The following is a 19805-nucleotide window of genomic DNA, read 5'->3' on the forward strand; positions in this document are numbered from 1 at the left end:
CAACACCCAGGGCGGCACCCAGGGCGGCGGCAACGGCAACACCCAGGGCGGCACCCAGGGCGGCGGCAACGGCAACACCCAGGGCGGCACCCAGGGCGGCGGCAACGGCAACACCCAGGGCGGCACCCAGGGCTGAGGGGTGAAAGGAAAGGCGGCACCTCGCGGAGGACAACCTCTGCGAGATGCCGTCTTTTCGTGTGTTCACGGTTGCCGTGGGCCGTAGCGGCCGGGTCTTCTGCGACCGGGGTTCAGGTTCTGTGGGGGCGGGCCTCGGCGAGGGCGGCGGCGATCGCGCCGAGGAGTTCGACGACGGGTCCGTCCTCGCGGATCGCGGCGCGGGCCGGGGTGTCGCCGGTGCGTTCGGCGGCCAGTTCGCGCAGTCGCCGGGCGTGGAGTTCTTCGAGGTGCAGGGACATCTCTTCCAGGGCTCCGGTGAGGGCGTCGGTGTGGTGGGTCGTCTCCTCGGCGAACGTGCCGGCGAGTGCCGGTGCCGCGTGGTGGGTGTAGGTGGCGAGCGCGGGGATGCGGGGGGTGCGGGGAGTGCGGTGTGCGGTCAGGGCGGCGGTCAGCGGGACGAGTGTGTCCAGGGCGTCGAGGACGGCGGCCGCTTCGTCGAGCGTCGCCGGGTCGTGGCCGGGCTCGCGGCGAGCGTGCCGCAGAGTGTCCTGGGCCTGGGTGAGCGCTTGTTCCGCCGCGCCGCGGGCGCGGGCCGTCTCCGGTCGCGGGGCGGGACGGGTGAGGGAACGCAAGGCGGTGTCGAGGTAGGCGGCGGTGGTTCTGCGGGCATGGGTCGTGTGCGCGGCGAGGCGGGGGTGTTCCCAGCTGGGCCACAGCAGGCGGCTGCCGAGCAGGGCCGCGGTCGTGCCCAGGAGGGTCATGGCGATGCGGACGGCCGCGTCCAGCCAGTCGCCGGGGTGGGACACGTCGCCGATCAGCAGCACCAGGGGGGTGCCGAAGACGACCCAGAAGGCGTAGTTCACCGGCCGCAGGGTGAATCCGGCCGTGATGAGCACGAACAGGATCAGGCACAGGGCGGCCGGCTGGTGCACGGCGGCGATCAGCAGGGCGGCACACGTGCCGCCGACGACGTTGCCGACGACCCGCTGGGCGACGCGTTCGCGGGTGACGGCGTACTGGGGGCGCAGTACACGCAGGACGGCCAGGGTGGCCCACTCGCCGTGCGGGAGCGCGGTGGCCTGGGCGAGGGCGAAGACCGCGCCGCTGACGGTGGTGGCGCGCAGGGCATGGCGGAAGGTGGCCGAGGTGAGGGTCGTGGCATCGCGCAGGCGGGCCCGGTGGAAGGGTGCCGGCGCGGTGGCGGGCGTGGGCAGCCGGGTCGCCGCCAGGGCGGCGAGGGCGCAGGCGTCCTTCTGGGCGCTGGTGACGGTGGCGGTGATACGGGTCAGCAGGCGGCGCTGCCGGCCGGCGCGTGCCAGGTCGGCGTAGGCGTGCGTGGCGGAGGCGGAGGCGGTGGCGGAGGGCGTTGCGGAGGCGGTGGCGGTCTGGGCTCGCATGCGGTCGCAGGCGGCCTCCAGCAGAGCGAGCGGGGGGTCCGAGCTCGAGGTGGGTGGGTGCGGTGACGCCGGCGGGCGTAGCGCGGGGGGTGGGCGCGGCGGCGCCGGCGGGTCGATGGTGCCGGTGGGTTCAGGGACGCCGGTGGGTTCGGGGACGCCGGTGGTCGCAATGCGTCCGATGCCGCCGGCGGGTGGGGGGTCTCCGGTGGGTCCGGGGCGGCGGGTGGGTGCGGGGCGGCGGGTGAGGGTGTCGGCGAGGTGGGTGAGCCGTTGCCCGGCGTGGCCGGTGGCCGCGGTGCAGGGCGTGCGGACGGCGGCGGGGGGCGGGCCGGTCGCGGCCAGGGCGGTGGTGAGGTCGGCCAGGGCGGCGGCGTGGTGGACGAGCGGGTCGGTCAGGTCGGCGAGGTGTTCGCTGCCTCCTGGGCCGCGCAGTTGGCGTGTGGCCTCCTCCGCCCCGCGCAGCGCGCCGGCTACGGGCAGGAGGACGGCGTCGGCCGGGCAGGCGGCGAGGGCGCCCAGGTTCCGGCCGATGAGGCGGTAGGGCTGTGCGAGCGCGCCGAGCACGTCCCGCAGCCGGGCGTGCGGAGTCAGCACGGCGGTGGCGGCGGCGTACCACAGGCCGCCGAGCAGGACCAGCACGGTCGCCTGGGTCGTCCCCGTCGCGCCGGTGCCGGCCGCGGCGACGAGCAGCGCGGTGGCCGGCATCGTGCCGAGCCGTTCCAGCGCCGGGTGGATGCTCGATCCCATCGAGGCGAGGAAGACCAGGACGGCGAGCAGGACCAGCGTGAGGGGGTACAGCGCGGCCGTCCACGCGCCGGCCCCGAACGCGGCGGCGTTGACCACGGCGGCGACCAGCAGGCCGCGGGTACGAGGCCGGCGGGCACCGCCCTTGTTGGTGAACGCCGCCACGTAGGCGCCCATCGCCGCCCACGCCCCCGCCGCCGCGTCACCCGCGGCGATGCCGGCCAGCAGCGGCGCGCTGATCGCGATCCCGTTGCCCAGCCCGGCCATGGCGGCCGGCCGGCTCCCCGGTGCGGGGGTGAACAGCCCGGGGCCACGCCTGCCCGCGGTGCGCCGGGTCACGAGCGCCCAAGGCGGCCCCCAGGCGCCGCCCGGTACGGCACGTCCCCTCTCATCGTGGCCTCCCAATTCCCGTGGCCGGGCCGGGGCCGGAGCGGGAACGCCGGGACCGCGTCCGGGGCGTCGTGCGTGCGCGAGGGGGTGATGCGCTGCGTCGGGGGGCGTGGTGGCCGGGCCGGAACGAGTCCCGCCGTCCACCGCGTGCCCGGCAAGGGTCCGGCCCGCCTGCCGGAACGACGGACTGACTCCCGGTCCTCATACCGTCATCGTCCTCCACGCCGGACCGGCGGGCCTGCCCGCGCCGTCCCGGGCAGCGCGGCATGGGCCCACCCCGGCGGCGGGATGGGGCTCGTCGCAGCCGGCGGTGCCGGGCGGCGGTCCTTGTCCCGGCCCATCCACGAAGCCGCTCCCCCCGCCCCCGTCATGCCGTCATGCCGCCTACGGCGGATCCCCCCGACCGGTCCCCCAGTCGCCCGATCCACCGGGCCGGGGGCCGCGCACAGACTGTGAGCAGTTTCCCCGACGGGCTCCCCCGAAGCCCTTCGCACGGCACCGCAGAAGGGGCAGAAATCATGACGGCTCAGTACGCTCCCGCGCACCGCCGGGACGGTTTCACGATTCAGCAGATAGCCGACCGTTTCGAGGTCTACGACCCCAGCGGAGAGTTCTTCGGGGAGTACCTGGTCCGGGACGCGGCGGAAAAGCAGGTCGCCGTTCTCGTGCAGCGCGCCGAGCGCTCCTGCCGCAACGCCCGGTAGCCACCCGTCTCGGGCCGGCAAGGGCCCCGCGGGGCGGCTACGGGCTCATTCAGCCGGTGTCCCGCCGGGCCCGGGCCCTCGTCCAACTGGCGTGCAGGTAGGCGACATGCACGTCCGGTTGTGGGTCCCTCGCCTCCCGACTGCCCCACACCTCGCTGAGGGTCTGCTCTCGGTCGACGAGGAGGCCGACGATCACCGGTCCGGCCCGAGGTGACCTGGTCCGCCGTCCGGACGAAGCCGGCATCCCGCAGAGACTGTCCTCTGCGGGATGCCGGCTTCTTCAGTGATCAGCCCTGTGTACCGCCCTGCGTGTTCCCGTTCCCACCACCCTGCGTACCGCCCTGGGTGTTCCCGTTCCCACCACCCTGCGTACCGCCCTGCGTGTTGCCGTTGCCACCACCCTGCGTACCGCCCTGGGTGTTCCCATTGCCACCACCCTGCGTACCGCCCTGGGTGTTCCCGTTCCCACCACCCTGCGTACCGCCCTGGGTGTTCCCATTGCCACCACCCTGCGTACCGCCCTGGGTGTTCCCGTTGCCACCACCCTGCGTACCGCCCTGGGTGTTCCCGTTCCCACCACCCTGGGTGCCGCCCTGGGTGTTGCCGCCCTTCGGCATGTTCTTCGACGAGTTCGAGTTGTTGTCCTTGTAGGAGTTGCCGCCCTTCGAGTTGTCGTGCCGCGAGTTGTTGTGTTCCGAGTCGTCGTGGCTGCGTGAGCTGTTGTGGTGGTGATGGCTGGTCGCGTACGCGGCCGTGTGGTGCTTCATCATGGGCGCTGCGTCGGCGCCGGCCACCCCGATGGTTCCGGCGGCCAGTGCGGCGATGCAGGAAATACCGGCGATGCGGGCGATGTGACGTCGGGCGTTGAGCATGAGGAATCCTCGGATTTCTGAGTGGTGAGGGGGATGCGGTTCCCGCTGGGGGAACCTTGCGTAATTCATTTCAGCCGCTGCGGCCGCTGCTGTACGTCCCCCGGTCGGAGGAGCGGCAGGCTGAGGGGCGGGTCGGCTCGTCGGCCGGTGAGCGGGAGGGGGCGCGGGTCTTTCGCCGCCGTGGCGGTGTGCCTCGCCTGGCAGGCCGCGGGCCGCCCCGGGCGCGGCCTGCGGCATAAAATGGTCGTCCCGACGGGGCAGTGGCTGACGACCGCCGCCACAGCGAAGTCCGGGCTGCCGCCGGCTTCTTTCGGCCGCGGGCGGGGGGCCGGTCGGCCGTGGTCCGCTGCCGTGAGGCGCGGCGACAGCCGGTAAGGGATGACATGACACGTCCGGACGCATTCCCGACCGTTCGCGAGGGCTGCCGTGCCGATCGTGGGGGCGGGGGTGACATGCCGGCCCTGCATCTGCGGCGGGCGTTCCGGTGGCAGGCGGTGCTGCGTATCGCGATCGTCATCGCGTTCACGGCGGACCTGGCGGTGTTCCCGCCGTCCGAGCGGCTGCAGCTGTCGGTGGCCCTGGCCGCCGCGTACACGCTGTGGACCCTGGGGACGCTGGGGGCGGCCTGGAGGTCGTACCGGTCGTTCCCGAGCTGGGTCTATCCGCTGGTCGACCTGGCTCTGCTGACCGCGTTGATGGCGGTTTCCGGCAACTTCTCCGACCCGGACTGGAGTTCGCCGATATCGGCTGACATTTTTCTTTTCATCCCCGTCCTCGCATCATTTCAGATGCGGCCTGCCCTTACCGCGGCATCCGGGGTTCTGGCCGCGGCGAGCTATGCCATCGGCACGGGTCTCGGGCATCGGCAGCAGCCGTACTGGCATTTCGTGTCCGTGCATACCCTGTTCATTCTGGTGGTCTGTGCGGGGTGTGTCCTGCTGTCGGACGTCCAGCAGCGCAGAGTGAGGTCGATAAGGGAGCTGGCCGAGCATCGTCTGTGGCTGCTGGACCGCATCATGGCGGCGGAGGAGAGGGAGCAGCGGAAAATCGCGGAGGTGCTGCACGACGGAGCCCTGCAGAATGTTCTGGCGGCCCGGCATTTCATTGACGAGGCGGTATCCGGTCCTGAGATGACCGATTCCCTGCACCGCGCCGATGAGGCCCTCACGGCGGCGAGCAGGCAGCTTCGCTCGTCGGTGCGGACCCTGCATCCCGAGGTCCTGGTCTCGGGAGGTCTGGTGTCCGCTTTGGAGCATCTGACCCAGCAGGCGGCGGAGCGGGGAAAGTTTCGTGCGGAGGTCCACTCCGGCATCGCCTCCGCGGGTTCCGCCGATCGGCCGCTCTACTGGCTGGCCCGGGAAATCCTGGAGAACGTCGTGAAGCATGCGCAGGCGAAGAATGTCACCGTGACCCTGCAGGAGTGCGATCCGGGGGGTGTGCGGCTCTCGATTTCCGACGACGGTATCGGGATTTCGCGTGACGCCATGGCCAGGAGTCTGTCGTCGGGGCATATCGGGATCGCCTCGCACCGGGCACGGATCGAGGGCATGGGCGGTGTTTTCACCGTGCGGAACAACGCGTCGGGCGGTACGACGGTGGATGCCGTCGTACCGCTGCGGTGAGCGCCGTTGTGTTCGCGCGCGGCGCTCCGGTTTCCGCAGGACGGCGGGCCGGCCTGGTGCGCGCGGGGGCTGGGGGCCGGCCAGGCTCACTCGACGGGCCGGGCGCGGCGGGCCGGGCGCTGGCCGGGGGGCAACGGCTCACCTACGCTTGACGGAGCCCTCGTGAACCTGTCGGCGGCCATAACGCAGCAACGCAGGCAACGTGCAGACGAAAGGTCGGGATTGCCGTGGCGACGCCGAGTCCTGCCCGTATCAGAGTGGTAATTGCCGACGATCACCCTTTGTTCCGGGAGGGTATCTCACGTGCGCTGCAGCTCAGCGGGTTCATTGATGTGGTGGCCGAGGCGGAAAACGGGCGGGATGCGCTGGAGGTCATCCGGCGGGAAGTGCCGGAAGTGGCCGTGCTGGACTTGCGCATGCCCGAACTCGACGGAATCGCGGTGCTCCATGCGCTGGTCCGGGACCAGGTACGGACGCGTGTTCTTCTGCTCTCCGCTTTCACCGACAGTTCTTCCGTCTACCGTGCCCTGGAGGAGGGGGCCGCGGGTTTTCTGACGAAAGACAGCAAACGCTCGGCGGTCGTGGAAGCGGTGCGGGCGATCTCCCGGGGACAGACGGTCGTGCCGCCCGAGGTCACCGGGGGGCTGGCCGAGGAAATCCGGATGCGGCGGTCCCAGAACGCTCCGTCCCTCAGCGAGCGGGAACGCCAGGTGCTGGACGGCATGGCCCGGGGGCTGAGCATTCCGCAGATCGCCCAGGAGTTGTTTCTCGGCACGAGCACGGTGAAGACACACGCTCAGCGTCTTTACGAGAAGCTGAAGGTGTCGGACCGGGCCGCGGCGGTCGCGGAGGCCATGCGGCGCGGCCTGCTGGAGTGACCGGCCCCGCCCTTCTTTTCCGTCCAGCCCTTTCTTCCGACTCCGCTCTTTCTTCCGGTTCCGCCCTTTCTTCCGGTCCTCGTGCATGCTGTGGTGCATGGCCACGATCCATCGCCGCCCCGACACACTGGCCGTCGGGGTGCTTCTGGCGACAGCCGGTGGGTTTCTGGACGCGTACACGTTCGTCCGGCACAACGTATTCGCCAACCTGCAATCGGGCAACGTGCTGCTGCTCTGCGTGGAGGCCACCGCCCGGCACTGGCACCGGGCGGTGTTGCTGCTGATCCCGATCGCGGCCTTCAGCGTGGGGGTCCTCCTGGTGGAGGTGCTCGGCCTGCCCCGGCCGGCGCGGCTGCTGCGCCGGCCGCTGCGGCTGGTGCTGACGCTGCAGATCGCGGCCCTGGCCATGGTCGCGGCGCTGCCCGCCGACGCGCCGGAGCAGGTGACCACGGTGACGGTGTCGTTCGTGGCCGCGCTGCAGTTCTCCACTTTCACCACGCTGCGTGACGCCCCCTACACGACGCTGGCGGAGAGCGGGAACCTGCGCAAGGCCCTGGTCGCCGCGCACCAGTGGATGACGGCCGGGCAACCGGCGGCGGCGCGGCGCGCGGGACGGTACGCCCTGGTGGTCGGGGCGTTCGTGGCGGGCGCGGTGATCGGCGCGGTCCTGACCCGTCTGGTCGGGGCCCCGGCGGTCGGTGCGGCAGCCGGTCTGCTCGCCGCCGTGCTCGTGCTGCTGATCCGTGAGACGCGGCGGTTGCAGCGGCGCGGGCCGGGGACGTGAGCCGTCCGCGTCCCTCGCCTCCGCGTCTCTCGCCTCCGCGTCTCTCGCCTCCGCACCGCATGCCCTCCCCCACCCGCCCCGGTGCGGATGGGGTCAGCTCGCTGCGGCCCGGCCGGGCCTGCGTGCCGCGCGTTCGTCGTGCACGAAGAGGGCCAGGCCGGCCGTGAGGACGGCGCACGCGGCCCAGACCGCGTGGACACCCCATTCGAAGGTCAGCCAGCCGCCGCCGAACGCCCCGGCGAGGAAGGCGAGGACGACACAGGCGAACTGCCACGACCGGCGCCGGGCGTCCCGGTCGCCGGCGACCACCGCCTGATAGGCGTTCTGCATGGCCGAGCGGAGGTTCCCGGTGGTCATCGTGCTGTTGTAGACGCTGTCGACGAGGGTGCGGAAGGTCGACATCTGCACGGACGCCATGAAGGCGACCAGGACGGTGACGAGCGCGTCGGGGGCACCGGCGGGGATCAGTCCGACCACCGCCAGCACGGCGCATTCCAGCGCCATGGCCACACACGCCGGCCGGCGCAGCACCGCCGCCACCCGGGGCCGGCGCAGGGTTTCGGCGACCAGGACCCCGGCCAGGAAGGCGAGAACCGGTGGGAGGTGGCCCAGCGCCTCCCACCAGTGTTGCCGGGCGGCCGCCACTCCCAGCAGGACGACATTGCCGCTCTGGGCGCTGGCGAAGACGCCCCCGCGGCTGATGAAGGTGTAGGCGTCCAGGCCGCCGCCGACCAGCGCCAGCAGCATGCCCAGCCGCACCGACCGGTCCGTGGCCGGCCCGGCCGCCGCACCCACCGCCCCCGTCCCCGGCCCCACCGCCCCCGCCCCTGGCCCCACCTCCGCCGACCCCGCCGGTCCTGGCTCCGGTCCGGCCGGACCCGTTCCCGCACCCGCCGGACCGGGGGCGGGTGCGGGCCGGTGTTCCGCACCGCTGCCGTACTGCGGCGTGGCGTCCGACATGCCCGTGCACCTTTCGCGTTCGGCGGCCCCGCGGTGCCGTGCCGCCCGGCGGCCCCCGGCCGTGCTCGTCCCCGACCCGCCCCCGGCCGTGCTCGTCCCCGACCCGGCCCCGGCCGTGCTCGTCCCCGACCCGGCCCCGGCGGTGCTCGTCGCCGGCCCGGCCCGCTCGTCTTCTCCTGCCGGGGCGCGGCAGTTCACCGGCGGGCGGGGCCGGCGTTCCTCACCGGTCCGGGGTGTGCGCAGGGGTTCTCCGATCATCCCTCACCCCCGGGGCGGGTGCAGCGTCGTCCGGCGCCGCCTGCCGCTGCCGCCCGGCGGACGACAGGGCCGTCATCCACCCGTTCCCGCGGGCGGGGGACCCCGCGCGGCAGGCCGCGCTCCTAGCGTCGTGACGGCAACGTTCCGAGCCCGACCAGCGGTGAAGCGGGAGTGTCATGCGAAACGAACGAAACGACCAGCACCGGCGTGTCATCGTCGGTGTCGACGACCTGAGGGGAGGCGTGGTGACGCTGCGGTGCGCAGCCGAGGAGGCCCGCCGGCGTCGTGCCGTCCTCGTCGCCGTCACGGTGTGGAGTCCCTTCGGGGGCGACGTCGCCGAGCGCGCCTATCCCTGTCCCGAACTGGACGCGTCCCAGAAGGCATCGGCTCGGCACATGCTCGATGCCGCCTGCGAGCGCGCCGGCCTGCCGGGCGGCCTGCCGGTGGAGCACCGGGTGGAAAGAGGCCTTCTGGGACCGGTCCTGGCGAACCTGGCCCACGGCCCGCAGGACCTGCTGGTGGTCAACCTGCGCTATCGGCGGGCGTTCGCCTGGCTGCGTGTCCCGGCCGACCGGTCCTGCCTGCGCAAGGCGGCGGCGCCCGTGCTCGTCGTCCCGCCCGACTGGGCCTGCGGTGCCGGTGCGCCCGCGCCGGTGTTCCCGTAGCGCCCGGCCCGCCCCCGGTGCCGCGGAGCGTCTCCGGGGGCGGGCCGCGGGCGGGCCAGGCGGATGCGACCGTTCCGCGGCGGGAGGAGCATGGGAGGAACAGTGCCTGACATTCCGCCTCACCCCTGTCTCAGACGGGTGCTCGACCGGGGGCACGGCCATGACAGACCACAGGGACGCCCACGGAACCCTGCACCGTGACACCGCGCTCGCCGTCACCTTGCAGGACGTGATCGAGGAACTGGGGGCGAACACGGGCCTGGCCTATCTGCTGTCGGACGACGGCCGGACCCTGCGCAGTGTGGTCATCGGCGGCGCGCAGCCGGCGATCTTCACCATGCCGGAGCGGCTGGACGTCGACGCCCCTTACGCCACGGCGGCCGCGTTCCGGACGGGGGACATGGCCGTGGCCGGTTTTCCCACGCCCGCCTGTCTCGACCTGAGGCTCGCCAGCCGCATTCCTTTCCCGTATTCGGTGGTGGCCCTGCCCCTCGACCTCGCGAGCGGCCGGATCGGCGTTCTCACGTTCGTCTGGGTTCCGCCGCGCACCCGTTTCCTGCACACCCGGGAGGTGGCCTGGCTGAAGGACAGGGCCGAAGCCCTCGGCCGGGCCCTGCAGTCCATGGCCGGCAGGGCGGTCGACATGCGCCCGGGTATCAAGCCGGCCCTGCTGCCGCTGTACCGGCGCACGCCACGGCCGGTGGGCAGTGCCAACACCGGATGGGGCCTGCCGGACTTTCCCGGGTCCACGGAGGTCAGTTTCATGTACCAGGTGCACCAGCTGGCCGCCGAGCTGAACGAGGCCGCGAGCGTCGGTGACGTCATGGCCGTGACCCGGGCCCGGATCATGACACCGTTCGGTGCCAGCGCCTTCCTCGTCAGCACCCTGCGGGACGGCAGGCTGTGGGTGGCCGGGCACAGCGGATACCCCACCGTCGCCCTCAGGCTGCTGCACGGCGCGGCGGCCGGCCCGCAGCGCCCCGACGCCGACGCGCTGCTGACCCGTACCCCGCTGTTCTTCGAGGACCGCCACGGCCTTGTGCGGTCCTATCCCAGCGCCGTCGACGACGGCCTGGAGGCGAGCGTCCACCTGCCCATCGTCCTCAGCAGCCGGCTGGTGGGGGTCTGCACGCTCGGTTTCGGCCGGCCGCGGAGCTTCAGTTCCGAGGAGCGGGCGGTGGCCATGATGATGATGGATCTCCTCGGCCCCGCCCTGGAGCGGGCGAGCCTGGGTGAGAGCGCGCGCTCGCTGGCCGAGAGCCTGCAGAAGAAGCTGCTGCCCCGTGACCTGGTCGAGGTGCCGGGCATGATCACCACCGCCCGCTACGTGCCCGCTCCCTCCACCGCGGGACTGGGCGGGGACTGGTACGACATGGTGCCCCTGCCCGGCGGCCGGATCGCGTTGGTCGTCGGCGACGTCGAAGGCCACAGCATCGAAAGCTCCGTGGTCATGGGGCAGCTGCGCAGCGCCGTCCGCGCCTACGCCACCGAGGGCCACTCCCCCGGCGTCGTCATGGCGCGCGCCAACCGCCTGCTGTGCGAACTGGACACCGATCTCATGGCCACCTGCTGTCTGATCAGCTTCGACGCGGCGACCGGGCTCGCCGAGACCGCGCTCGCCGGCCATCCCCCGCCCCTGCTGCGTGCCGCGGACGGCACCGTCATCACTTTGCAGCTGCCCGCCAACGTTCCCCTGGGCGTGGACGCCGGCGCCCTGTACACCGTCACGGACATCGCTCTGGCCCGCGACACGCTGCTCATGCTCTACACCGACGGCCTGACCGAGTCGCGTCAGCTCGACACCGCCCTGTGGGCGCGCACCCTGCTGGCGCCCCCGTCCGTCTCCCTGGAAAGACTCGCCGACCACCTCATCGAGCGGGCGTGCGCGCAGGGCGTGCACCGGGACGACGTCGCCCTGCTCCTCGCCCGTTACGAAGGGCCGCAGGCCGGCCCCCACCGCCGTATCACGCGCATGAGTTTTCACCGGCACGATCTGCACGCGGTCAAGGCCGCCCGCCAGTTCGTCAGCGACAGTCTTCACCAGTGGGGACTGGACGAGATGATCGACAGCTTCCAGCTGGTCACCTCCGAGATGGTCACCAACGCTCTCATCCATGCGGACAGCGACGTCGATCTGCGCCTGCGCGAATATCCCGACCACCTCCGTCTCGAAGTACGCGACGCCGATCCCACCCCTCCCGTGCCGGCGCCGATCACCCTGACCGAGGAGTCGAACGAGTACGCCGAACACGGTCGGGGGCTCGTCATCGTCGACGCCCTGTGCTCCGAATGGGGCAACTCCCCCAGCGGCCGCGGAAAGACCGTCTGGGTCGACGTGTACAACAACGCCTGATCCGGGAGGGGGCGGCCAGGGGGGCCGGGGGCAGGTCAGCCGATGGTGACGACGCGTGCCCAGGGCGGTGGGGTGTCCGGGACGTAGTCGGGGTCGTTCTCGTCCGCGGCAGGGGCGGGGCGGGGGAAGAGACCGACGACCGTGCGGCAGGGCGGGGGCGCGGAGGGCCAGGGCGTCTGGCCGTCCGTGAGGGCGACGATCACGTCCGGGCGGGGCCGGGAGTTCAGCGCCCGGGTGAAGCCCGAGCGCAGGTCCGTTCCTCCGCCGCCGATCAGTTCGATGTTCTCGGCGCGGCAGAGCGGGAGGGCGACCCCGGCCGCCGCGTCGCAGGAGATGACGGAGATCAGCTCGCGCCGTCCGCCCACCGCCCGCGAGATCGCCGCCACCTCCAGCAGTGCGCTGCCCAGTTCGGCGTCGCTCACCGAGCCGGAGGTGTCGATCACGACGCAGACCCGGGGCGGGGTGCGGCGCAGGCTCGGCAGCAGCACTCCGGGAAGGGCGGCCGAACGCCGGGAGGGGCGGCGGTAGGTGTGGTCCTCGCCCGTGCCCGGCGCGGCCGCCGCGGAGCGCAGTGCCGCTCCCAGCAGCTGCCGCCACGGCTGTGGCGGGTGGAACGCCTCGTCCGCCCAGCGGCGCCAGCCCTCGGGTGCGTCGCCCGGCCGGCCTGTGATGGCCTCGGCGACGCGGAAGCGGACCGCGTCGCGCTGCTGTCTGCTCAGCCCGTGTGCGCCGGCCGGACCCCGCTCCCAGGGCCGGGGCTGTCCGTCGGCACCGCTGCCGCAGTCCAGCCAGGCCAGGTCCGCGGCCGGCCCGGTCATCGACGCCGTGCGCAGGTACTCCTCCATCAGCAGCCCGTCGGGCAGCCGCAGCAGGGAGGGGTGCACGGCCGCGGCGGGGCGGGGCAGACCGTCGCCGTAGATGTCGTCGTTGATCTCGAAGTCGGCGGCGATGTTCCGCCGCAGCCGCTCGCCCGGCCCGTGCTCGCCGGTGTCGCGGGCGTACCGCTCGCTCCGCCCGTGGTGGTCCCGGAGCAGGTGGGAGACCTCGTGGACCCAGACGCCGGCGAGTTCCTCCACCGCGGTCCGTGCCACGAAGCCGGGACAGACGTAGCAGCGCCAGTGCGCGTCCACCGCCATCGTGGGCACCGAGGGGTCCTCCACCACGTGCAGTGCGAAGAGCGCGCTGGCCAGGTAGGGGCGCACCTTCACCGCGTGCAGCCGGGCGGCCAGCAGCTTGTCGGTGTCCAGCGGCGGTCCGGGCCGGTGCCGGGGCCCGCCGGAGCCGGCCGGCGGCCCCGGCACGGTGGCCCGCACCGGGCGTGGGCGCGGGGGCGGGGGCATCGGGTGCGGCAGCGGGCGCGGGCGCCGGGCGGCCTCGGTCATCGGCGTGCCTTCCTTGCCCGCCCGGCGTCGGCCGCTGTGGCGCGTTGCACGGACTGGTCCGCCTGGCGGGCCAGAGCGATCACCTTGGCCAGCCGCTCCACGCTCCGCGGTACCTCCCAGTCCTCGCGCCGCAGTGCGGCGAGCGCGGCGGCCGGGCCGACCAGCAGGTCCGGGGGGCCGGTTTCCAGGGCCCGGGCCAGTACCTCCCAGCCCGCCTCCCAGCGCTGCCGGGAGGGGTGTGCGCCGACGGCGGCCACCACCGCCTCCAGCGCGGCCTGGCGCAGGTCGCCCCGCGCGGGCAGTTCGGCGCGGGAGGGCTCGGCCAGCAGCGTCTGCGGGTCCGGCAGATCCAACCGGTCCAGATGGGCGAGCAGTTCCAGGCCGGGCCCGTCCCCCACCGCGCCGCGCACCAGCAGTGCCAGCACCTCCCGGGAGACGTCTGCCGCCGTGCCGAAGGCCAGCAGGGTCAGGGCCGCCTGCCAGCTGCGGGGTGAGGGCCAGGCGCCGCCGCGCCGTGTCTCGGTGTTCGGCAGCCGGTGGATCAGCGTCGGGCGGGCTTCGAGGAAGCCGCAGATCACGCGCCGGGCGTGGGCCACCGCCTGCGGCAGCCGCTCCGGCACGAGCCGGGGCAGCTCGGCCCGGGGCCAGATGCCGCCCAGGCCGCGCACCACCACCTCCCGGTCGTGCACCCAGTACAGGTGCACGAACCGGTTGGCCAGGGGCGGGCTCAGTTCCCAGCCGTCCGCCGCCGACGCGCGGGGGTTGGCGGCGGCCACGATCCGTACGCCCGGCGGCAGTTGCAGCGCACCGACCTTCCGCTCCAGGACGACCCTGAGCAGTGCGGCCTGGACGGCCGGGGTGGCGGTGGACAGTTCGTCCAGGAAGAGCAGCCCCCGCCCGGCGTGCAGGAGGTCCACGGCCCACTGGGGCGGCGCCATCGGCACGCCCTGCACCGCGGGGTCCTCGCCCACGATGGGCAGCCCGGAGAAGTCGGAGGGTTCGTGGACGCTGGCGATGACGGTCGTCAGCGGCAGGTCGAGGGAGGCGGCGAGCTGGGTCAGGGCGGCGGTCTTGCCGATGCCCGGCTCGCCCCACAGCAGTACGGGCAGGTCGGCGGCGACGGCCACGGTGAGTGCTTCGAGCTGTTCGTCGGGGCGGGGCTCGGTGGTGGTCGTGCGCAGGAGGGCCAGGAGGTCGTCGGCGAGCGCGAGCTGGGCGCCGGCCGGCGCGGGAGCCACGGGGGCGGGCCGGCCGGTGGCCGCAACGGAAGCGGAGGCCGGAACGGAAGCGGAGGCGGTGGCGGGGGCGGGGGCGGGGGGCCCGTCGGTGGAAGCGGGGGCGGGCTGGTCGGGGGCGGGCAGGAGGGTGCTGGAGGTCATGGGCATCACCTGGGAAGGGGGTGGGGCGGACAGGACGGAAGGGCCCGTGCCGCGGGCCGTACGGCGCGGCGGGCGGGCTCGGGCCGGGTGCGGGCCGGGCGGGAAGGTCAGCGGGGCTGGCCGGTGCGGGGCCGGGCCCGGCTGCTTTGTTTGTGGCGCATCGCGGCAGGGACCCGGCGGTCGAGCCGGGGGCGGTGGCCCGCCTGCGTGCGCCCGGGGGTGGGGGCGCCGGGGTTCGCACCGCCACCGGCGGCGGGGTGTACGGGGACCAGGCCGGCGCGGAAGAGTCCGTGGTCGATGCGGCGGGCCGCGGCCGACTGCAGTGCCTCTCGCAGCGGTCCCTCCCGCAGGAGTGCCGCGGGGCCGAGCAGTCCTTCGACCACGGCCAGCGCCCCGGCGGTGTCGCCGTGGCGGAGCCGTTCGCGGACCGCGGGCAGTGCCTGCGGGGTGCGGTGGGCCTCGTCGATCGCCCGCAGACAGGGCAGTGCCGGTCCGCCGAGCGCCACCAGCAGTTCCTCGCGGCGCAGTTCGGCCGGGTCGTGGTCGATCGCGGTCAGTGTTCCCTCCCGCAGGGCGATGCGGTGGATCTCGCCCCGGCACGGCACCCGGTGCGGGTCGCCGGGCGGGCAAGCCGGCCGGCCGGTGTCCGCTGCGGTGGTGAACCCGGCCAGCGCCGCGGCGACGAGGGGATGCAGCCGATCGGCCGTGACCAGGCGGGCTGCGAGCAGTTCCAGATCCGGTGGGATCCGGGCCGCCGCCTCGGGCAGTACCGCGAGCGCGGCGACCTCCTGCGGCGGCAGTGTCTGCGGCAGGGCTCTGAGTGTGGGGGCGTGGCTGTCGTCGGGGGCGACGAGTTCGAGTACGGCGCGACGGCGCGCGCCGAGCCGCACGGTGAACGCCCCGCGGGAGCGTCCCTCGGCGCGCAGCAGCAGCTCCGCCTCAAGAGCCCAGTTCTCCACCGCCCACGAGGCATCCTGGGCGGTGGCCGGATCCGCGTCTCCGGCAAGGGCCTGGGCGGCACGGCTGCGCGCGGGGGGTGGCGCGGGCGGTGTGGGCCGGGCCGGGCACCGCCGGGCCAGTTCGCCGCTGCGCTGCCCGTCCCACAGATGCCGGTGCAGGTCGAGGCGGAAACGCCGGTCGGGGTGCGGGTGCGGGTGGTGTGCGGCGGTGGTGTCGCCGGGCCCCTGCCACAGGGCCAGGGACATCCGCTGACCGGCGTCGGCCCAGGGCGGCGGTGTGCGCACCACCAGTTGCAGCGTTCTGCCGTCCGGCGAGGGGTAGCGCGCCAGGCAGAGGGTCAGGCCCGGTCTGAGCCGCCCGTGCGGGGCGATCCGGGGCATGTGCCAGCGCAGCAGGTCCGGCGCCAGCCGGCGCAGGTCGCCGCGCAGGCGGCTGAGGGCTTCGGTGCCGTGGTCGGTGCGCACGGCGCGCAGATCGAAGTCGATGTCGATCCGGGCGGCGGCGCAGGCGCCCGCCCAGTCACCGGCCGCACGCCGTGCGGTCGCGGTTTCGATCAGGGACGGTGGTACGGCGTACTCGCGTACGCGCTGCCACATCGACAGGTGGGGCGGAATCGGGTCCGTGGGGTGAGGTGCCATCAGCACTCACCTTGCGCGGACGATTCCCCCCATCCGTGTGAGGAGAAGGTCTTCATCTCCGGCATGGTAATCACGGCGCCGGTGATCTGTCGCCTGTTTAACGATCACCGGTCCGCTGCCGCCGGGAGGCGGCCCCTGTTCGCTCCCGCGCCGCTTCGTGCCCCGCGTACCGTCGCCGTCGTGGGGGGGTTCCCTCCGGGGTGAGGTCGTCGTGTCCGACGGTGTGTGCCTCTGCCTCGAAGCCGGTCGCAGGCCGCGCTGGTGTGGCGCTCGCCGGCGTGGTCGCGCAGGTCGTCGGCTGTCAGCCGGCCGGCGTTGAGCGGCGCCGCCCCTGCCGCCCGTGGGACGGGGCGGGGCGGCGCCGGGCGCGGGGTGCGCGGACTTATCCGGGGAACGGCTTGCTGGCTTCGTCGTCGGCCTTGATGCACGCGTCGAGCCGCTTCTGCAGGGCGGCCGCGTCGGCGAGCGCCTTCCTGGCCGCCGCGGTCTCCCCCAGCTGCTTCAGCTTGGCGGCCTTGGACTTGAGGTCGGCGATCTGCTGGCGCATCTGGTGCTGGTTGCACGTGATGGTTGCCTTGGTCGTCACCGCGCCGGCCGGGGTGGCGGCGTGGGCGGGCACCGAGGTGAGGAAGAAGCCGCCGGCGACGGCCGCGGTGACGGCCAGGGCGGAAAAGCGCTTGGTCATGGGTTGTTTCCCCCGTATAGGGCGTGCAATGGGTCGAGTTGATCTTACTCAGCCCTGTGCAGCGGCCGGTGACCGGCCCCGGCCGTGGGGGTGTCGCCGGCGGTGGTGGGGGGGTCAGGCGGTGCGGCGGGTGCAGATCATGCGGTCGGCCAGGAACTCCGGTTCGCCCGGGGCGGCGAAGTGCATCTCGATGAGGTGCTTGCCGGGTTCGGCGAAGTGGATGCGGGTGCGGATGGCGATGTGTTTGCCGATGTAGTCGTCGCCGAGCACGCCGGGGTCGGTGAACTGCCCCGACATCCAGATGTCGTCGTCGCCGCCGCTGCCGGGTGCGCCCTTGAACTGCATCTGGGCGCTGGTGACGTTGTCGACGGTGACCCATTCGTAGCGGTCGTTCATGGTGGCGTAGCCGAGGGTGCCGCGGCGGAAGTAGGGCTGGCCCAGGAGCAGGCCGCTGTCCTCCACGGTCATGAACCGGCCGCCGGTCTCGGTCAGCCAGCGGATGTGGCAGGTCAGCTGGGAGTGGATGGGGTTGTCGGGGGTGCCGCCGAGGAAGTAGGTGAACTTCTCGACGTCGTACTCGCCCACGAGCTGGTCCAGCCGGCGGTGTCCCTTGCCGGGGATCCCGTTGCGGATCGCCGGGGGCAGGTCCTGCAGGGCCGCGTCGTCGAGGGCGGCGTGGTCGTCGGTCATGGCCGGTGCCTCCAATCTGCCAAGCGGGGTGTCTAGTTCGGGCCGAGGAAGAAGCCGCCGGTGGCCTCGATGGCGTGGCCGGTGATCCAGCGCGCGTCGTCGGAGGCGAGGAACGCCACGATGTCGGCGATGTCGGCGGGCTGTCCGATGCGGCCCAGCGCGGTGGTGGCGGCCACGCCGGCGGCCGCCTCGGGGCTGTCGCGCAGCCAGGCGTTCATGTCGGTGTCGGTGACGCCGGGCTGGACGGTGTTGACGGTGATGCCGCGCGGTCCCAGCTGCTGGGCCAGGGACCGTCCCAGCTGGTCGATGGCGCCCTTGGTCATCTGGTAGAGGGTCTGGGGGATGGCCAGGCGGGTGACGCCGGAGGACATGTTGATGATGCGGCCGCCGTCGCGCAGCAGGGGCAGGGCGCGCTGGGTGAGGAAGAACGGGGCGCGGACGTTGACGGTGAAGGCGTGGTCGAACTCTTCGGGGGTGGTGGTCTCGAACGGGCCGGTGAACACGCCGGCGTTGTTGACCAGGATGTCCAGGCCGTGTCCGGCGAGGTGGTCCTGGAGGGCCGTGAAGAGGGTGTCGAGCGCGCCGTCCTCCTCCAGGCGGGCGCCGAGGGCGAAGGCCTGGCCGCCGGCCTGCTGGATCTCGGTGACGGTCTGTTTGGCGCCGGTCTCGTTGCCCGCGTAGTGGACGGCGATGCGGGCCCCGTCGCGGGCGAGCCGCAGGGCCACTGCCCGGCCCAGTCCGCGGGAGGCTCCGGTGACCAGAGCGGTCTTGCCGGACAGATCTGGCATGGCTTGCTCCTTGGCTAGGTTCGTAGGCGAGCCGGTTGGAGGGGCGGGTGTCCGGGTGCGGAGCGGGCCGGTCTCAGACGGCCTTGAGCAGACCGCCGTCGATGACGAATTCCGAACCGTTGACGTTGTCGATGCGGCGGGAGGCCAGCAGCGTGACCAGGGTGGCGATCTCGGCCGGTGTGGTGGGGGTGCCGGTGGACAGGCCCAGCATGGCCGGGACCCCTTCCAGCAGCGCCGCGCGGCTGATGCCCTGCTGCTTGGCGAGTTCGTCGGCGATGCCGCCGTCGCCCGTCCAGGCGTCGGTCATGACGGGGCCGGCGGAGACGGTGTTGACGCGTACGCCCGCGGGGCCGAACTCCTCGGCGAGGGACTTGGCGAAGGAGAGCAGGGCGGCCTTGGCGGCGGAGTAGTCGATGACCACCGGCAGCGGCAGCCGGCCGTTGGTGCTGCCGATGTTGATCACCGATCCGCGGCGTTCGATGATGCTCGGCAGCATCGCCCGGGTGGCGCGGACGGCGATGAACAAGTTGGTGTCGAAGCCCTTGGCCCAGCCCGCGTCGTCGACGGCCAGGAATCCCCCGGTGCGCATGTCGGGGGCGCCGACGTTGTTGACCAGTACGTCGATCCGGCCGGTGGCCTCGAGCGCGAAGTCGGCGAGCCGGCGGGCGGCGTCGGGCACCGACAGGTCCACCGCCAGGGTGTGGGCGGTGATCTCCTTCAGTTCGGCGCTGAGGGTGCGGGCCGCGCCGACCACGCGGACGCCCTCGGCGGCCAGCGCGCGGGCGATTTCCAGGCCGATGCCGCGGCCGGCTCCGGTGACCACGGCCGTCTTTCCGGAAAGTTGCAGGTCCATCGTCGTTGTGCTCCTTAAGGCCCGGCCCGCCCGCGCAGCGCATGTGCGGGTGCGTCAGGAGGTGTGGGTGTAGTCGTAGGAGGCGTCGTCGTCGGTGTCGGGGTCGAAGACGGTGCGTACGCCGCCGGCGGCGTGGATGTTGACCATCCGCACCGGCGCGGTGCCGGCGTTGGTGAAGGTGTGCGGGGTGCCGGCCGGGACCACGGCGATCTCGTCCGGGGTGATCTCGTGCCAGGTGCCGGCGGCTTCCAGGCGGACGCGTCCGCTGACGACGACGAAGATCTCTTCGTAGGGGTGCTGGTGCCGGCGCGGTCCGGGCATGCCGGGGGCGAGGTGGACGATGAACGCCGAGGAGGCGAGCCCGCCGTTGTGTTCGCCGTCGAAGATGTGGGCGGCGATTTCCCCGCCGATGCGTACCACCGGAAGGCTTTCTTTCTTCACGATCCGCACGGGAACCTCGATTCCTCGCCTGCAGCACCGGAAACGGCTGTGCGCACCGCCCCGGGCCGGGTGCGGGCCGCGGCCGGGGGCGGGGTGATCAGAACGTAGCGCGGCTGCCGGGCGGTGCAGGGTTTCGGTGGCGGGGGCGGTGAGCAATTCGTTAAGTCCCCGGCCGCGCCTGCGGGGATAACCGTTGGTTATAGCGGAAGTCATTGGACGGGTTCCGTCGGGCGGCGGTTAACTGC

The 19805-nt window shown here is 73.2% G+C and carries 17 protein-coding genes; 6 read left to right on the forward strand and 11 right to left on the reverse strand.

The annotated features are described in order from the left end of the window. Positions 1 to 248 precede the first annotated feature (248 nt). Complete coding sequence (locus ACZ7KF_RS36970; RefSeq protein WP_471085461.1) at positions 249 to 2525, reverse strand: FUSC family protein; 2277 nt, start codon at positions 2523 to 2525, stop codon at positions 249 to 251. A gap of 641 nt (positions 2526 to 3166) precedes the next feature. Between ACZ7KF_RS36970 and ACZ7KF_RS36975 the strand changes: the two genes are divergently transcribed. Continuing rightward, positions 3167 to 3352: a hypothetical protein gene (locus ACZ7KF_RS36975; protein WP_471085464.1), complete on the forward strand. Its 186-nt coding sequence runs from the start codon at positions 3167 to 3169 to the stop codon at positions 3350 to 3352. A 287-nt stretch (positions 3353 to 3639) separates the two neighbouring features. Here ACZ7KF_RS36975 and ACZ7KF_RS36980 read toward each other — a convergent pair whose 3' ends face one another. Further along, on the reverse strand, positions 3640 to 4224 hold the full coding sequence (locus ACZ7KF_RS36980; RefSeq protein ID WP_471085467.1) for a hypothetical protein: 585 nt from the start codon (positions 4222 to 4224) through the stop codon (positions 3640 to 3642). Positions 4225 to 4676: 452 nt separating this feature from the next. Here ACZ7KF_RS36980 and ACZ7KF_RS36985 point away from each other — a divergent pair, with 452 nt between their 5' ends. From ACZ7KF_RS36985 to ACZ7KF_RS36995, 3 genes are all read left to right on the forward strand, one after another. Then, on the forward strand, positions 4677 to 5846 hold the full coding sequence (locus tag ACZ7KF_RS36985) for a sensor histidine kinase (protein ID WP_471085470.1): 1170 nt from the start codon (positions 4677 to 4679) through the stop codon (positions 5844 to 5846). Positions 5847 to 6073: 227 nt separating this feature from the next. Continuing rightward, entirely contained in the window at positions 6074 to 6724 is a 651-nt protein-coding gene (locus tag ACZ7KF_RS36990; protein WP_471085473.1) for a response regulator, read from the forward strand. 97 nt (positions 6725 to 6821) lie between these two features. Then, positions 6822 to 7508 (forward strand): YoaK family protein, encoded by a 687-nt coding sequence (locus ACZ7KF_RS36995; protein ID WP_471085476.1) that lies wholly within the window; start codon positions 6822 to 6824, stop codon positions 7506 to 7508. Between the two features lie 93 nt (positions 7509 to 7601). Here ACZ7KF_RS36995 and ACZ7KF_RS37000 read toward each other — a convergent pair whose 3' ends face one another. After that, positions 7602 to 8468, reverse strand: a complete 867-nt coding sequence (locus ACZ7KF_RS37000; RefSeq protein WP_471085479.1) for a YoaK family protein — start codon at positions 8466 to 8468, stop codon at positions 7602 to 7604. Between the two features lie 434 nt (positions 8469 to 8902). On the opposite strand from ACZ7KF_RS37000, the gene ACZ7KF_RS37005 reads away from it, so the two are divergent. Both ACZ7KF_RS37005 and ACZ7KF_RS37010 read left to right on the forward strand, forming a co-directional pair. Next, on the forward strand, positions 8903 to 9391 hold the full coding sequence (locus tag ACZ7KF_RS37005; protein ID WP_471085482.1) for a universal stress protein: 489 nt from the start codon (positions 8903 to 8905) through the stop codon (positions 9389 to 9391). A 160-nt stretch (positions 9392 to 9551) separates the two neighbouring features. Further along, on the forward strand, positions 9552 to 11744 hold the full coding sequence (locus ACZ7KF_RS37010; RefSeq protein WP_471085485.1) for an ATP-binding SpoIIE family protein phosphatase: 2193 nt from the start codon (positions 9552 to 9554) through the stop codon (positions 11742 to 11744). A gap of 35 nt (positions 11745 to 11779) precedes the next feature. Here ACZ7KF_RS37010 and ACZ7KF_RS37015 read toward each other — a convergent pair whose 3' ends face one another. The 8 genes from ACZ7KF_RS37015 to ACZ7KF_RS37050 form a co-directional block, all read right to left on the reverse strand. Beyond that, positions 11780 to 13126 carry a vWA domain-containing protein gene (locus tag ACZ7KF_RS37015; protein ID WP_471085488.1) on the reverse strand — a complete coding sequence of 449 codons (1347 nt, stop codon included), beginning with the start codon at positions 13124 to 13126 and terminating at the stop codon, positions 11780 to 11782. Continuing rightward, positions 13123 to 14505 carry an AAA family ATPase gene (locus tag ACZ7KF_RS37020; protein WP_471085491.1) on the reverse strand — a complete coding sequence of 461 codons (1383 nt, stop codon included), beginning with the start codon at positions 14503 to 14505 and terminating at the stop codon, positions 13123 to 13125. The genes ACZ7KF_RS37015 and ACZ7KF_RS37020 overlap by 4 nt, the downstream gene beginning before the upstream one ends. A gap of 107 nt (positions 14506 to 14612) precedes the next feature. Further along, the gene (locus tag ACZ7KF_RS37025) at positions 14613 to 16103 is read right to left on the reverse strand and encodes a hypothetical protein (protein WP_471085494.1); all 1491 of its coding nucleotides are present in this window, start codon (positions 16101 to 16103) and stop codon (positions 14613 to 14615) included. A 382-nt stretch (positions 16104 to 16485) separates the two neighbouring features. Then, the gene (locus tag ACZ7KF_RS37030; protein ID WP_471085497.1) at positions 16486 to 16788 is read right to left on the reverse strand and encodes a hypothetical protein; all 303 of its coding nucleotides are present in this window, start codon (positions 16786 to 16788) and stop codon (positions 16486 to 16488) included. A gap of 114 nt (positions 16789 to 16902) precedes the next feature. Beyond that, the gene (locus tag ACZ7KF_RS37035; RefSeq protein ID WP_471085500.1) at positions 16903 to 17478 is read right to left on the reverse strand and encodes a DUF1579 family protein; all 576 of its coding nucleotides are present in this window, start codon (positions 17476 to 17478) and stop codon (positions 16903 to 16905) included. Between the two features lie 32 nt (positions 17479 to 17510). Continuing rightward, entirely contained in the window at positions 17511 to 18266 is a 756-nt protein-coding gene (locus tag ACZ7KF_RS37040) for an SDR family oxidoreductase (protein WP_471085503.1), read from the reverse strand. Between the two features lie 73 nt (positions 18267 to 18339). Beyond that, positions 18340 to 19119, reverse strand: a complete 780-nt coding sequence (locus ACZ7KF_RS37045; protein ID WP_471085506.1) for an SDR family NAD(P)-dependent oxidoreductase — start codon at positions 19117 to 19119, stop codon at positions 18340 to 18342. Positions 19120 to 19173: 54 nt separating this feature from the next. After that, positions 19174 to 19560, reverse strand: coding sequence for a cupin domain-containing protein (locus tag ACZ7KF_RS37050; RefSeq protein WP_471085509.1), 387 nt, complete (start codon positions 19558 to 19560; stop codon positions 19174 to 19176). Between the last annotated feature and the right edge of the window lie 245 nt (positions 19561 to 19805).

It is taken from the genome of Streptomyces sp. NPDC038200 (genome assembly GCF_055600785.1).